Source organism: Parvivirga hydrogeniphila, assembly GCF_023371205.1.
GTDB classification, from domain to species: domain Bacteria; phylum Actinomycetota; class Coriobacteriia; order Anaerosomatales; family Anaerosomataceae; genus Parvivirga; species Parvivirga hydrogeniphila.
In genome coordinates this window covers 367,973-380,910 of sequence record NZ_JAMCCO010000001.1, presented here as the reverse complement: position 1 = coordinate 380,910, position 12,938 = coordinate 367,973, and the positions used below count along the sequence as shown (strand labels likewise).

15 protein-coding genes are annotated in these 12,938 nt (G+C 69.7%); all 15 read left to right on the top strand.

Going from position 1 to position 12,938, the window contains the following annotated elements; all coding sequences use genetic code 11:
* Positions 1 to 2 precede the first annotated feature (2 nt).
* The 15 genes from trxB (at position 3) to MX659_RS01845 (ending at position 12,913) form a co-directional block, all read left to right on the top strand.
* Positions 3 to 944, top strand: a complete 942-nt coding sequence (gene trxB, locus MX659_RS01915) for a thioredoxin-disulfide reductase (protein WP_267192487.1) — start codon at positions 3 to 5, stop codon at positions 942 to 944.
* A 16-nt stretch (positions 945 to 960) separates the two neighbouring features.
* Positions 961 to 1,287 (top strand): thioredoxin, encoded by a 327-nt coding sequence (gene trxA, locus MX659_RS01910; protein ID WP_267191792.1) that lies wholly within the window; start codon positions 961 to 963, stop codon positions 1,285 to 1,287.
* A gap of 14 nt (positions 1,288 to 1,301) precedes the next feature.
* On the top strand, positions 1,302 to 1,730 hold the full coding sequence (locus tag MX659_RS01905; RefSeq protein ID WP_267191791.1) for a DUF3842 family protein: 429 nt from the start codon (positions 1,302 to 1,304) through the stop codon (positions 1,728 to 1,730).
* Complete coding sequence (locus MX659_RS01900) at positions 1,723 to 1,917, top strand: CooT family nickel-binding protein (protein WP_267191790.1); 195 nt, start codon at positions 1,723 to 1,725, stop codon at positions 1,915 to 1,917. The genes MX659_RS01905 and MX659_RS01900 overlap by 8 nt, the downstream gene beginning before the upstream one ends.
* Before the next feature lie 33 nt (positions 1,918 to 1,950).
* A complete protein-coding gene (locus tag MX659_RS01895; RefSeq protein WP_267191789.1) occupies positions 1,951 to 2,196 on the top strand; it encodes a hypothetical protein in 246 nt (81 codons plus the stop codon).
* Positions 2,197 to 2,289: 93 nt separating this feature from the next.
* Positions 2,290 to 3,228, top strand: coding sequence for an energy-coupling factor ABC transporter permease (locus MX659_RS01890; protein WP_267191788.1), 939 nt, complete (start codon positions 2,290 to 2,292; stop codon positions 3,226 to 3,228).
* Positions 3,229 to 3,248: 20 nt separating this feature from the next.
* Positions 3,249 to 4,121, top strand: a complete 873-nt coding sequence (gene cbiQ / locus MX659_RS01885; protein ID WP_267191787.1) for a cobalt ECF transporter T component CbiQ — start codon at positions 3,249 to 3,251, stop codon at positions 4,119 to 4,121.
* A gap of 14 nt (positions 4,122 to 4,135) precedes the next feature.
* Entirely contained in the window at positions 4,136 to 4,876 is a 741-nt protein-coding gene (locus tag MX659_RS01880) for an energy-coupling factor ABC transporter ATP-binding protein (RefSeq protein WP_267191786.1), read from the top strand.
* A gap of 49 nt (positions 4,877 to 4,925) precedes the next feature.
* Complete coding sequence (locus MX659_RS01875; RefSeq protein WP_267191785.1) at positions 4,926 to 5,528, top strand: hypothetical protein; 603 nt, start codon at positions 4,926 to 4,928, stop codon at positions 5,526 to 5,528.
* Positions 5,521 to 7,935: a carbamoyltransferase HypF gene (gene hypF, locus MX659_RS01870; RefSeq protein WP_267191784.1), complete on the top strand. Its 2,415-nt coding sequence runs from the start codon at positions 5,521 to 5,523 to the stop codon at positions 7,933 to 7,935. Before MX659_RS01875 ends, hypF begins: the two co-directional genes overlap by 8 nt.
* Complete coding sequence (locus MX659_RS01865) at positions 7,901 to 8,161, top strand: HypC/HybG/HupF family hydrogenase formation chaperone (protein ID WP_267191783.1); 261 nt, start codon at positions 7,901 to 7,903, stop codon at positions 8,159 to 8,161. Before hypF ends, MX659_RS01865 begins: the two co-directional genes overlap by 35 nt.
* Positions 8,158 to 9,258 (top strand): hydrogenase formation protein HypD, encoded by a 1,101-nt coding sequence (gene hypD, locus MX659_RS01860; protein WP_267191782.1) that lies wholly within the window; start codon positions 8,158 to 8,160, stop codon positions 9,256 to 9,258. Before MX659_RS01865 ends, hypD begins: the two co-directional genes overlap by 4 nt.
* Positions 9,259 to 9,293: 35 nt before the next feature.
* Positions 9,294 to 10,304 carry a hydrogenase expression/formation protein HypE gene (hypE, locus tag MX659_RS01855; RefSeq protein WP_267191781.1) on the top strand — a complete coding sequence of 337 codons (1,011 nt, stop codon included), beginning with the start codon at positions 9,294 to 9,296 and terminating at the stop codon, positions 10,302 to 10,304.
* A complete protein-coding gene (locus tag MX659_RS01850; RefSeq protein WP_267191780.1) occupies positions 10,304 to 11,248 on the top strand; it encodes a DMT family transporter in 945 nt (314 codons plus the stop codon). The genes hypE and MX659_RS01850 overlap by 1 nt, the downstream gene beginning before the upstream one ends.
* Positions 11,249 to 11,263: 15 nt before the next feature.
* Positions 11,264 to 12,913: a glucose-6-phosphate isomerase gene (locus tag MX659_RS01845; protein WP_267191779.1), complete on the top strand. Its 1,650-nt coding sequence runs from the start codon at positions 11,264 to 11,266 to the stop codon at positions 12,911 to 12,913.
* The last annotated feature ends 25 nt before the right edge of the window (positions 12,914 to 12,938 follow it).

Genomic DNA, 12,938 nt, shown 5'->3' with positions numbered 1-12,938 from the left:
AGATGGAGACCGTAGACATCGCGATCATCGGCGGCGGTCCTGCGGGACTGACCGCCGCGCTGTACGCGGCGCGCGCCCGCACCCGCACCGTCGTGTTCGAAAGCGGCCTGCCAGGCGGGCAGATCGTCACCACTGAACGGGTCGAGAACTACCCCGGATTCCCTGAGGGGATCACAGGGCCCGAGATCGGCGAGCTCATGCATCGGCAAGCCGAGCGCTTCGGAGCTGAGTTCCGTACCTTCACGCCGATCGAGCGCATCGAACCGAGCGACCTCGATTTCGTGCTGACCACTGCCGAGGGCGACAAGGTGCTCGCGCACGCGGTCATCCTCGCCACGGGCGCCGTCCCGAAGCGGCTCGACGTGCCCGGCGAGGCCGAGTACACCGGCCGCGGCGTCTCGTGGTGCGCCACCTGCGACGGCGCGTTCTTCCGCGACAAGGTCGTCGCGGTGATCGGCGGCGGGGATGCGGCGGTCGAAGAGGCGATGTTCCTCACGAAGTTCGCCTCGAAGGTGTACCTCGTGCACCGTCGCGACGAGCTGCGCGCGACGAAGTGCATCCAGGAGCAGTGCTTCGCTAACGAGAAGATCGAGATGCGCTGGAGCAGGGTCGTGACCGAGATAATCGGCGAGGATGGCAAGGTAGCCGCCATCAGGCTCGCTTCCACGAAGGGTGAGCCTGAAGAGGTGCTGCCCGTCGACGGCGTGTTCGAGTTCGTCGGCGTCGAACCGCAAAGCGCGCTCGTCAAAGACCTGTGCGACTTGGATGAACATGGCTACGTGAAGGTAGACCACAACGGGCTCACATCGTATCCTGGCCTGTACGCAGCAGGCGACGTCACCGACTCCGAGCTCAAGCAGGTGATCACGGCGGCCGCGAAGGGCGCGTCCGCGGCGTTCGAAGCGGTGAAGTGGATCGACGAGCGGCTGTGCCGGGTCTCGTAGGGAGAGGAGAGGCGCGATGAGCGACCTGATCAAGCACGTGACCGACGAATCGTTCGAGACCGACGTGCTATCCAGCGCGAAGCCGGTGGTCCTCGACTTCTGGGCGCCGTGGTGCGGCCCGTGTCGCATGATGGAGCCCGTGCTCGAGGAGCTCGCGGCCGAGGCGGCCGACAAGATCCAGGTCGCGAAGCTCAACGTCGACGACAACCCGAAGACCGCACAGCGCTTTGACATCCTCTCGATTCCCACGCTGCTCGTCTTCAAGAACGGCGAGGTCGTGAAGAAGCTCGTCGGAGCGATGCCGAAGAAGCGGCTCGTCGACGAGCTGTCGGCCTGGCTCTAGGCGTCGGGGTCGCCGTGCGGATCCTCGTCGTCGACGGCATGGGCGGGCGCATCGGCCAGGAGGTCGTGTCACGCCTGCGGCACGCGTTCGGCGAGCGAGTCGAGATCCTCGCCGTCGGCACGAACTCGACCGCGACGACCATGATGCTCAAGGCCGGCGCGAACCGGGGCGCCACCGGCGAGAACGCCATGCGGGTCACGGTGCGCGAAGCAGACGTCGTGATCGGCCCGCTCTCACTCATGGTGCCCGACTCGATGATGGGCGAGGTGACGCCTGGAATGGCGCAAGCGCTGGCGTCCTCGGCTGCTCGCAAAGTGATGTTGCCCCTGACGAATCCCAGGATCGACCTGGTTGGGGTCACGAAGGCCCCGCTTCCGCACTTGCTCGACGAGGCGATCAAGGCCGTCTCGTCCATGCTCGGGAAGGAGGTCGACGATGTGTGAAGCGCGCGTGGTCATCCAAGGCCCGGCCGGCGAGGAGATCGAGGCGATCGAAGATGTCACGACGATCGTGCCGGAAGGCGATGGGCTGAAGCTTTACGACCTGTACGGCGGGCACCGCGTGGTGCCGGCGGCGTTCAAAGAGGTCCGCTTGCTCGACCACACCGTCATCCTGACGGCGACCGAGTAAGACCGCGAGGCCCGAAGGAAGGAGGTGGAACCCATGTGTGAAGGTGGCATCAATACCGGCCAGGTGAAGATGGCCGTCGCGATGGTCGACGACTCCCTCGCCTTGGCTCAGAAGTGGCTCGAGCAGCTGCACAACCTGGCAGACCAGGGGCACCGTCATGCGACGAGCACCGAGCTCGCGCAGGTGTCGGTGGCGCTCGGAGAGGCCCGGCAGAAGCTCGAGGACGCGGTCGACAAGCTCGGCGTCGTGGACGGCGACGTCACCGTGGAGCGCCTGTAGACCGGCGCTTCGCTCCAACCGCCTCCACGAAGGAGGCGCTGCGAGCCACGAAGGGTCGCACGACGACTGTCTGACTGTGAAGGAGTGGTCATCGTGCACATCCCTGACGGCATGCTCGACACCAAGACCTGGGTGACGGCATGGGCCGGCTCCGCCGGCGCGCTCGGATACGCGGCGCGGCAGGCGCGCAAGACCCTGACGGACTCGAAGATCGTGCTCATGGCGGTCCTCGCCGCGCTGATCTTCGCGTTGCAGATGCTGAACTTCCCCGTCGCAGGGGGCACCTCTGGGCACTTCGCGGGCGGCGCGGCCGCGGCGATCCTGCTCGGGCCTTGGCAGGCCCTCCTCGTGATGGCAGGAGTCCTCGGCGTCCAAGCGCTCTTCTTCGCTGATGGCGGCATCACCGCCTTCGGCGCGAACGTGGTGAACATGGGCATCGTGGGCGTGTTCGTGGGATGGTCCGTCTATCGCGCAATCGCAGGCCGCAACCCTTCCGTGTCCCGGCGCAGCGCCGCTGCCTTCGTCGCAGCGTGGGCTGGGTGCTTCTTGGCTGCGCTCGCAGCTGCGCTGGAGCTGTGGATCTCGGGACGCGCGCCTCTCGGAGCAGTCATGGGCGCCATGGGGTTCTGGCACGCGCTCATCGGCATCGGCGAAGGGCTGATCACCGCGGGTCTCGTCACCTACCTCGCGCGCACCCGGCCTGAGCTGCTGGGCGAGGACGCCCCGGCATCGACAACGGCCGTGCGACCCGTGGCGGTGACGCTCGGCGTCGTTGCGCTCGGGGCGGCGGGGCTCTCGTTCCTGGCGTCATCGAGCCCGGACGGCCTGGAGTACGTCTACTTCGAGCAGGGCATCGGCAAGGAGTTCGCCGAGCACGTGCTGTTGAGAAGCCCGATGCCGGACTACGTGATGCCCGGTGTGTCGAACCAGACGCTCGCAGGCGTGCTGGCAGGCATCGTCGGCGTGATCATCACCGGCGCACTGCTGTACGGCGCCGTGAAGGGCCTTGCCGCTCGCCGGCACGCGGCCTGACGGGGTTGACGGAGCGGCGGATGCACGATACGCAAGGACTGCACGAACACGAGCACGAGCATGCGGACGGGACGGTCCACGCGCATGAGCACCACCACGCGCGCGGGTACGACCCCGCCTTCCGCGTGCACGAGCATGCGCACCCGGACGCGTTCGAGGCGCTCACGCACATATCTTCGCCGCTCTCGCGCATGGACGCGCGAGCGAAGCTCATAGCCGCGCTCGTGCTCGTCGTGGCGATCGTCGTGTCGCCGCCGCTCCGCTTCGCCGAGGCAGCGTTCGTGCTTGCCTGCCTCGGCGCGTACCTGCTGCTGGCACGGCTGCCGCTCCGTCGCGTGCTCGCACGCTCTGCGGCTGTCCTGCCGTTCGCGCTCCCGCTCGCGCTGATCGCGCCCCTGCAGGCCGCGGGAGGCTCGCTCAACGCTGGCGGGCTTTTCGGCCCCGAAGCGGCGAGCGGCTGGGTCGCAGCCTATGGCATCGTGAGCAAAGCGTGGCTGTCGGCGTGCGCGGTGACGCTTGCCGTGGCGACGACGGAGACGCCCGAGCTGCTCGCGGGGCTCAAGCGCCTCGGCGTGCCGGAGGTGATGACCACCGTGCTCGCGTTCGTGGCACGATACTCCTCTGCGCTTGTTGAGGAGGTGCGCTCGATGCGCGTCGCGCTCGCGAGCCGCGCGCCTCGGATGAGCCGCCGGCAGCTCGCACGGCTGTACGGCCACCTCGCGGGCGCGATGGTGTTGCGGGCGCTCGAACGCGGAGAGCGGATACACGCCGCGATGCTGTGCCGTGGGTTCGACGGCTCGCTGCCGGTTCGCAGGAAGACGCGCCTGGGGGCCCCTGAGGCGCTGCTCGTGCTGTGCGCGGTGCTGGCGGCGGCCACGATCGCGTTGTACTGACAGGAAGGAAGGCGATGGAACCGGGACCCGCCCTCGCGTTCGTGCACGTGAGCTACGAGTACCCTGACGGCACGCGAGCGCTCGACGACGTCCACCTGTCGATCGCACCTGGCGAGCGCGTCGCCTTGCTCGGCCCCAACGGCGCCGGCAAGTCCACGCTCATGCTGCACGCCAACGGCGTGTTGCGCGCACGCTCCGGCGAGGTGCTCGTCGGCGGCACGCCGATCACGGACGCGACCGTGCGCGAAGCGCGGCGGCGTGTCGGCCTGGTCTTCCAGGACCCGGACGACCAGCTGTTCATGACGAGCGTGTTCGACGACGTGGCGTTCGGGCCGCAGATGAACGGCCTGGAACCGCACGAGGTCGAGCACCGGGTGCACGACGCGCTCCATGCCGTCGGACTGGCGGACCTCGCGAGCAAAGGAAGCCACCGCCTGAGCTTCGGACAGAAGAAGCGCGTCGCGCTCGCCACGGTGCTATCGATGCAGCCGGACGTGCTCGTGCTCGACGAACCGACCTCGAACCTCGATCCGCGATCGCGGCGCCACATGATCGAGCTCATGGCCTCGCTCGACGCCACGCTGCTCGTCGCGACGCACGACATGGACCTCGCGTGGACGCTCGCCGAACGGGCGGTCGTGCTGGACGGCGGCCGCGTGGTCGCGGACGGCCCTGCACGAGAGGTGCTGCGCGACGCTGCGCTGCTCGAGGCGCACGGTCTGGAGATGCCGCACGCAGCGTGCGAGCGCTCCTGATACAATCAGCGCGATGAGACGGTCACGCCCGCCAAAGAAGCACAAGACCGTGTTCGCCCCCGTGAACGGCACCGCGCCTGAGTACTTCGAGTGCCCGGCGTGCGGCTTTCTCTCGGGCGACCCTGCGTTCGCGTCCCCAAAGACGCCGTGCCCTCTCTGCGGTGCGACGGGCGCGGAACGGCGTACCTGGCCTGCGGACCGGATCCGACGGCTCGACGCACGGATCCGGCACTACCAGGCCGACGGCGAGTCCGAGGTCGTCGTCATCCTCGCGATGACGCTGCTCGAGACCATCCTCGAAGACCTGCTCGACCGGATGCTCGCGGCGCACGGCGCCGACCTGAAGGTGCGACGCATGGTGATGGACACGCAGCGCGCCATCGGCATCCGGCTCGGCAAGCTGTTCCCCGCGCTCGCGGGCGAGGAGTTCGAGGACGCGGCCTCCGAGCTCGGCTACGCGGACTTCCCGAAGCGGTGGCGGCGGCTCAGGGAGGCTCGCAACGCGTTCATCCACGACTCGCCGTTCACGGGGCCGCAAGAGCACCTCGATCAGCGCGCTGCTGACGAGGCCATGATGCTCCTCGACCAGGCGTACCGCCTGTTCGTGCTGATGAACAACCGGTTCGTGGCAGACGGTCTGCACGGTGAGTGAGCACGATCGCCATGCACGGCTGATCCACCTGACCGGCATCGTCCAAGGCGTCGGGTTCCGGCCGTTCGTCTACAACCTTGCTCGGCGAACGGGCGTGTTCGGGTGGGTCCGCAACGCGTCCGACGGCGTGTGGGTCCACGCCGAGGCCGACGCGGACGCGCTCGCCGCATTCGAGCGCGCGCTCGTCGCCGAGGCGCCGCCGATGGCGCGCATCGCGGGAGCGTCGTCGAGAGCCGTCGCCGTGGAAGGCTTCGAGAGCTTCTCGATCGTCCCGTCGCGCGCAGAGGCAGGCGCCCGGACGCTCATCTCGCCAGACATCGCCACCTGCCCTGCGTGCATCTCCGAGCTGTTCGACCCCGCCGACCGGCGCTACCGGTACCCGTTCATCAACTGCACGAACTGCGGCCCTCGCTTCACCATCATCGCGGACATCCCGTACGACCGGCCGCTCACCTCGATGCGCGCCTTCGAGATGTGTCCCGAGTGCGCCGCCGAGTACGCCGACCCCGCCGACCGGCGCTTCCACGCCCAGCCTGACGCGTGCTTCGTGTGCGGTCCGAGGCTGTACCTGAACCTGGCACCCGGCCAGGTGCCCGTGGATCCCGGCTGGCAGTGGAGCCCCGCCGTCGAGACGGAGCCGCGACCGCACCGCGACCGCGATGCCGAGCGCGCCCGCTCCGACGCGATCCTCGCGCATGCCGGGTCGCTCCTGCGCTCGGGCGCCATCCTGGCCGTGAAGGGCCTCGGCGGCTTCCAGCTCGCGTGCGATGCCACGAACGAGGACGCTGTCGCGCGGTTGCGGGAGCGCAAGCGTCGGTACGGAAAGCCGCTCGCAGTGATGGTGCGCACCCTCGACGACGCGCGCGCGTGGTGCGAGGTCACCGAGAGCGAGGCAGACCTGCTCGCCTCGCCCGCTGCGCCGATCGTGCTGCTCGCCAAGCGAAGCGCGTCCGACCCGCGCGTCGCCCCGCCAGCGCCGTCGCTCGCGCCGCGCTTGCGGGAGATCGGCGTGATGCTGCCGTACACGCCGCTGCACCACCTGCTGCTCGAAGAAGCCGGCGTGCCGCTGGTGATGACGTCGGGCAACGTGAGTGAGGAGCCGATCTGCACCGGCAACGCAGAAGCGTTGGAGCGGCTCGCAGGCATCGCCGACGCGTTTCTGCTGCACGACCGCGACATCGTGGCGCGCTACGACGATTCGGTCGCTCGCGTCGGTCCGCGTGGCGTCGAGCTGGTCCGCCGCGCACGCGGCTACGCGCCCTTCCCGCTGAGCGCCCCCGAGCACGCCGACGTCGACGTGCTCGCGTGCGGACCCGAACAGAAGAACACCGTGACGCTGCTCTCGGGCGACCACGCGTTCATCACCCAGCACATCGGCGACATGGAGAACGCCGAGACGTTCGCGGCGTTCGAGCGCGCGATCGCCGACTACGAGCGGTTGTTCCGCATCGCGCCGAGGCTCGTCGCGTACGACCTGCACCCCGAGTACCTGCCCACCAAGCACGCGCGCTCGCTCGGCCTGCCGGCAGAGGGCGTGCAGCACCACCACGCGCACGTCGCGAGCGTGCTGGGAGAGCACGCGGAGCCAGGACCGGTGATCGGCGTGGCCTTCGACGGGACCGGCTACGGCACGGACGGCGCGATCTGGGGCGGAGAGGTCCTGCTCGCGAGCTGCACGGGCTTCGAGCGGTTCGCGCACCTCGAGTACCTGCCGCTTCCCGGCGGCGAGGCCGCGATCCGCCGGCCTGCGCGCATGGCGATCGGCGCGCTCGCCGCGTTCGGTCTGCTCGACCACCCGGGGGCGGCGTTTCTTAGGCAGCGACTCGCCCCGGGCGAGGAAGCGATCGTGCGCACGATGGTGGAGCGTCGGCTGAACACGCCGCTCACCTCCTCGGCCGGGCGTCTGTTCGACGCGGTCGCAGCGCTCGCGGGAGTGCGGGACGACGCGCTCTACGAAGGCCAGGCCGCGATCGAGCTGGAGGCCATCGCCGACCGCGACGAGCCGGGCGCGTACCCCTTCGGCTGGGAGACCGCCACGATCAGGACCGAGCCGGCCGTCCGAGCGCTGCTGGAGGACCTCGCGGCGGGCGTCAGCGCATCCGTCGTCTCGATGCGCTTCCATCGGGGGCTTGCCGTGGCTATAGTGGACGCGTGCGAGCGAGCCCGCCGCCTCACCGGCCTGTCGACCGTGGCCATCTCGGGCGGCGTGTTCATGAACCGGATTCTGACGAGCCTCGTGCTCGAAGCGCTCGACGAGCGCAGGTTCCGCGTGCTGACGCACAGGGCTCTGCCCGTCAACGACGGCGGAGTCTCATTCGGCCAAGCGATCGTCGCCTGGGCCCGGCACCAGGCGGCGGAACAAGGAGGAGCGGATGTGCCTGGGCATACCGGCCAAGATCGTCAGTGAGCCGAACGAGAACGGCATGGCGCAGGTGGAGATCCTCGGGGTCACGCGCTGGGTGAGCCTGCACATGGTGCCCACCGCGAAACTCGGCGACCACGTGCTCGTGCATGCGGGATTCGCGCTGGAGATCATCTCCGAGGAGTTCGCGAGAGAGACGCTCGACCTCTTGCGCGAAGGCGGCCTGTTCGACGACGAGACGAGCGAGCTTCAGGCGGAGCCGGCTTCGTGAGCACCGACGTCTCTGCAGCGTTCCGCGACCCGGCGCTCGCGGAAGGGCTCGTCCGGCGCATCCGTGCCGCTGCGGTCCGCCCGATGAAGCTGATGGAGGTGTGCGGCACGCACACCATGGCCATCGCCAAGAACGGCATCCGCGGGCTGATGCCTGAGGCGATCACCCTGCTTTCCGGACCAGGCTGCCCGGTGTGCGTCACCGGCAACGCCGACATCGACCTCGCGATCGAGCTCGCCCGGCAGCCGGGAGTCGTGCTTGCGACGTTCGGCGACATGATGAAGGTCCCGGGCTCGTACTCCTCGCTTGCGCGCGAGAAGGCAGACGGGCGGGACGTCCGCGTCGTCTACTCGCCGCTCGACGCCCTGGAGCTCGCAGAGCGGGAGCCGGACCGGGAGGTGGTGTTCCTCGGCGTCGGCTTCGAGACCACCGCGCCGACGATCGCCATCACCATCCAGCAGGCCGCGAAGCGCGGCGTCCGCAACTTCTCGGTGCTCTCGTTGCACAAGACCGTGCCGCTCGCGCTCGAGGCGCTCGTGAACGATCCGCTCGTCGAGATCGACGGGTTCATCTTGCCCGGGCACGTGTCGGTGGTCATCGGCACGCGGCCCTACGAGTTCCTCGCCGCCCGCTACGGCGTGCCCGGCGTCGTCACCGGTTTCGAGCCCATCGACGTGCTGCAGGGCATCATGATGCTCGCCGAGCAGCTCCGCGATGGGCGAGCGGAGATCGAGGTCGCGTACACCCGCGTCGTTGCGCGCGACGGCAACCCGCACGCGATCGAGGCCATCGACGACGTGTTCGAGCCTTGTGACGCCGAGTGGCGGGGGCTGGGCGTGATCCCGGGAACCGGGCTCGCGATCCGCGAGAGCTACTCGGCGTTCGACGCCGCTCGCCGCTTCCCAGTGCAGCCGCCCGACGCGCGCGAGCACAAGGGCTGCCAGTGCGGCGACGTCCTGCGCGGCGCGGTGCTGCCGTACGAGTGCCGGCTCTTCGGCCGTGCGTGCACGCCCGAGCATCCCGTGGGACCGTGCATGGTCTCCTCGGAGGGCTCGTGCGCGGCATACTACCGCTACACGGACCACGGCCGCGCCTGACGGCGGCCGGAGACACGCTGGAAGGGGCTCTGCACATGCAGCAGGACCGCATACTCCTCGCTCACGGAAGCGGCGGCACGATGATGCGCGACCTCATCGAGGAGGTCTTCGTCCCGAGCTTCGCTGATGAGACGCTCTCGCGCCTCGACGACGCGGGCGTGGTGGACGTGCCGGCAGGACGCCTCGCCATCTCCACCGACACGTACGTGGTCTCGCCGCTCATCTTCCCCGGCGGCGACATCGGCCGCTTGGCCGTCTGCGGCACCGTCAACGACATCGCCACGGCAGGCGCCGTGCCGCTCTACCTCTCCGTCGGCTTCGTCTTGGAAGAGGGGCTCGAGGTCGAGGTGGTGCGGCGCGTGCTCGCATCAATGCGCGCGGCGGCCGAGGAGGCGGGCGTCCGCATCGTCACCGGCGACACCAAGGTGGTGGAGAAGGGGCACGGCGACGGCATGTACGTGAACACGGCCGGCATCGGCGTCGTGCGCGACGGCTTCGACCTGTCCGGCTCGCACTGCAAGCCAGGCGACGTCGTCCTGCTCTCGGGCACCCTCGGCGACCACGGCATCGCGGTCGTGTCGGTGCGCGAGGGGCTCGCGTTCTCCACCGAGATCGTCTCGGACGCCGCACCGCTCGCCGCGCTCGTGCACGCCGTGCTCGACGCGGCCCCTGGCACGCGGTGCTTCCGCGACCCGACGCGCGGCGGGCTCGCGTCGACGCTGAACGAGATCGCGAGCGCGTCGTCGGTCGGGATCGTCGTCGACGAGGCCGCCGTGCCCGTGCGCGAACAGGTGCGCGGCGCGTGCGAGATGCTCGGCTACGACGTCTACCAGGTGGCGAACGAAGGCAAGATGGTGGCGGTGGTGCCCCGCGATCAGGCCGAAGCCGCTTTGGACGCGATGCGAAGCGCGCCGTACGGCGAGAACGCTGCGATCATCGGCGAGGTCGTCGAGGCGCCGGCTGGGCGCGTGCACGTCAAGACGCCCTTCGGCGCCACGCGCGTCATGGACATGCTCGTCGGGGAACAGCTTCCGCGCATCTGCTGATGGACACACCGGACCGCCTCGCTGGCACAGCTACGCGCCGGGAGACCCTCGGCGGGCTTGCTCGCGTCGCACTGGCCGCCACCACGTGGGGCACCATCCCGATCTTCGTCCGCATGGTCGACGCGCACCCGGCCGTCATCGTCTTTTGGCGCGTCGTCTTCGCCGCATCGGTGGCGGCGGTCGCTCTCACGCTCACCGGGCAAGCCAAGGCGCTCTTCGCGCTGACGCCGAGGCGGTATGCGGCGTTGCTCGCGATGGGCTGCCTGCTCGCGCTCAACTGGGGGCTCTACCTGGGAGCGCTGCAGTTGACGACGGTCGCCGTCGCCGTGCTGCTCGCGTACCTCGGCCCGGTGTTGGTCGCGGTCCTCACGCCCGTCCTCGGTTCCGAGCGCTTCGATCGGCGGCTCGTGCTCCCGATGGCGCTCGCGCTCGCTGGCGTCGTCGCCATCGTCGGGCCACGCGACCTCGGGATCCGCAGCAGCCGCGAGATCATCGGCGCCGCGATGGCGCTCGCGTCCGCCTTCACCTACGCCGGCCTCGTGCTGAACGCGAAGCGGCTTCTTGCCGGCATCCCGACGGGCGTGTACATGCTCGGCGAGTACGCGGGGGCGGCAGCGGTGCTCCTGCCCGCCGTGCTCACGCTGAAGGGTCCCGCCACCCCCACCGACTGGCTCGGCGTCGCTGCCTTGGGCGTGGTAGACACCGGTCTTACGGGAATGCTCTTCTTGTCTGGACTTCGGCTCGTGCGTGCCGACCACGCTGCGATGCTCACCTACGCCGAGCCGGTGAGCGCCGTCGCGTTCTCAGCAGCGTTCCTCGGCGAGCCGATAACAGCATGGACGGCGCTCGGCGCGGCCTTGGTCGTCTCAAGCGGCGTGGCTGTGGCACGGATGGAGCCGCAGCCGGCGATCGAGGCGCCGGAGGCCGTCGTCGAGAGCACCTGAAGACAAGGAGGCGTGATGGGCTCGATCGAACGCCTCGTCGAGGCGAACGCCATCGAGCGGCTGCTCGCCCGCGATGCGAGCTTGTTCACCGACGACGTCGACACCCGCATCGCCGTCGGCCAGCGCCTGGGGTGGTTGGACCTCGCGAGCAAGGCGTCCGCGCGGTTCCCGCTCTTGCGGAACCTGGCGGACGCCGTGCGAGACGAAGGCGCGACTGACCTGCTGCTGTTGGGCATGGGCGGGTCCTCGCTCGCGCCGCTGGTGATGTCGCGCGTGATCGGCACTGCGCCGGGCTACCCGCGGTTGCACGTGCTCGACACGACCTCGCCTATCGCGCTCTCGAAGCTCCTGCAGACGCTCGACCCTGCCGGTGTCTTCGTCATCATCGCGAGCAAGTCGGGCACGACCGTCGAGCCGCTGTCGCTGTACGCGATCGTGCGGGCCTGGCTCGACGACGCCCTCGGACGGCCGGCGGCCGGCCGCAGGTGCATCGTCATCACCGACCCGGGCTCGCCGCTCGAGAAGCTGCGCCAGAAGGAGGTCATGCGCCTCACGCTCTCGGCGCCGCCCACCGTGGGTGGACGGTACTCGGCTCTGTCGCTCTTCGGGCTCGCACCGGCTGCGCTCACCGGCATCGACGTCGAGGCTCTCGTCGCACGAGCGGCCGTGATGGAGTCCGCCTGCAAGAACCGGCCCGACGAGAACCCGGCGGCGCGGCTCGCCGCGGGGATCGCCGACGGCAACGCACAGGGGCGCGACAAGCTCACCCTTCTGACCTCGCCCGCGCTCCGCCCGTTCGGCCTGTGGGTCGAGCAGCTGATCGCCGAGTCGCTCGGCAAGGAGGGCCGAGGCGTCGTGCCCGTGATCGAGACGGCCCTCCGCGACCCGGTCTCGTACGGACCTGACCGGGTGCTTACGGTCGTGCGCCTGGCCGCCGATGGATCGCTCGCTGATTGGGCGGAGCGCGCCAGGGCCTCGCACGACGTCATCGAGCTCGTGCTCGAAGACGGCCTCGATCTCGGGGCGGAGTTCGTCCGCTGGGAGTTCGCGACCGCGCTCGCCGGCTTCCTTATCGGCGTCAACCCGTTCGACGAGCCGAACGTCGCTGAAGCGAAGGCGGCGACCAACGACATCCTCTCGGGACAAGCGTCCGCGCCCAGGGCGTGCTGCGACCTCGATGGGACGTGGGTGACCTTCGCCGGAGCGCTCGCGCCTCCCGAAGCGGCGCTGCCGTCGCGACCCGACGTCGTCCGGCACTGGCTGGCCGCATCGCGACCGGGCGACTACCTTGCGATCCTCGCCTACGTGCCTGACGACCCCGCCTACCTCGAGCCGCTGGAGCGCGCGGCCTCGGCGCTCGGCGACGCGACGGGACTCCCCGTGTGCGTGGAGATCGGCCCTCGCTACCTGCACTCCACGGGCCAGCTGCACAAGGGCGGGCCGAACTCAGGCGTGTTCCTCATCGTGACCACGCGCGATCGCACCGACTTCATCGTCCCTGGTCAGCGCTTCACCTTGGCGGCCCTCCACCGCGCCCAGGCCGAGGGGGACCTCGCCACGCTCGCGCGTCACGGGCGGCGGGTCATGCGGCTCGACCTGCCGTCAGGTGCCTCAGATGCGCTTGCGTCTCTTGCCGACGACATCATCGCTGCAGCCAGAGCGTAAGAGCGCCGGCCCCTCGATGCTCATC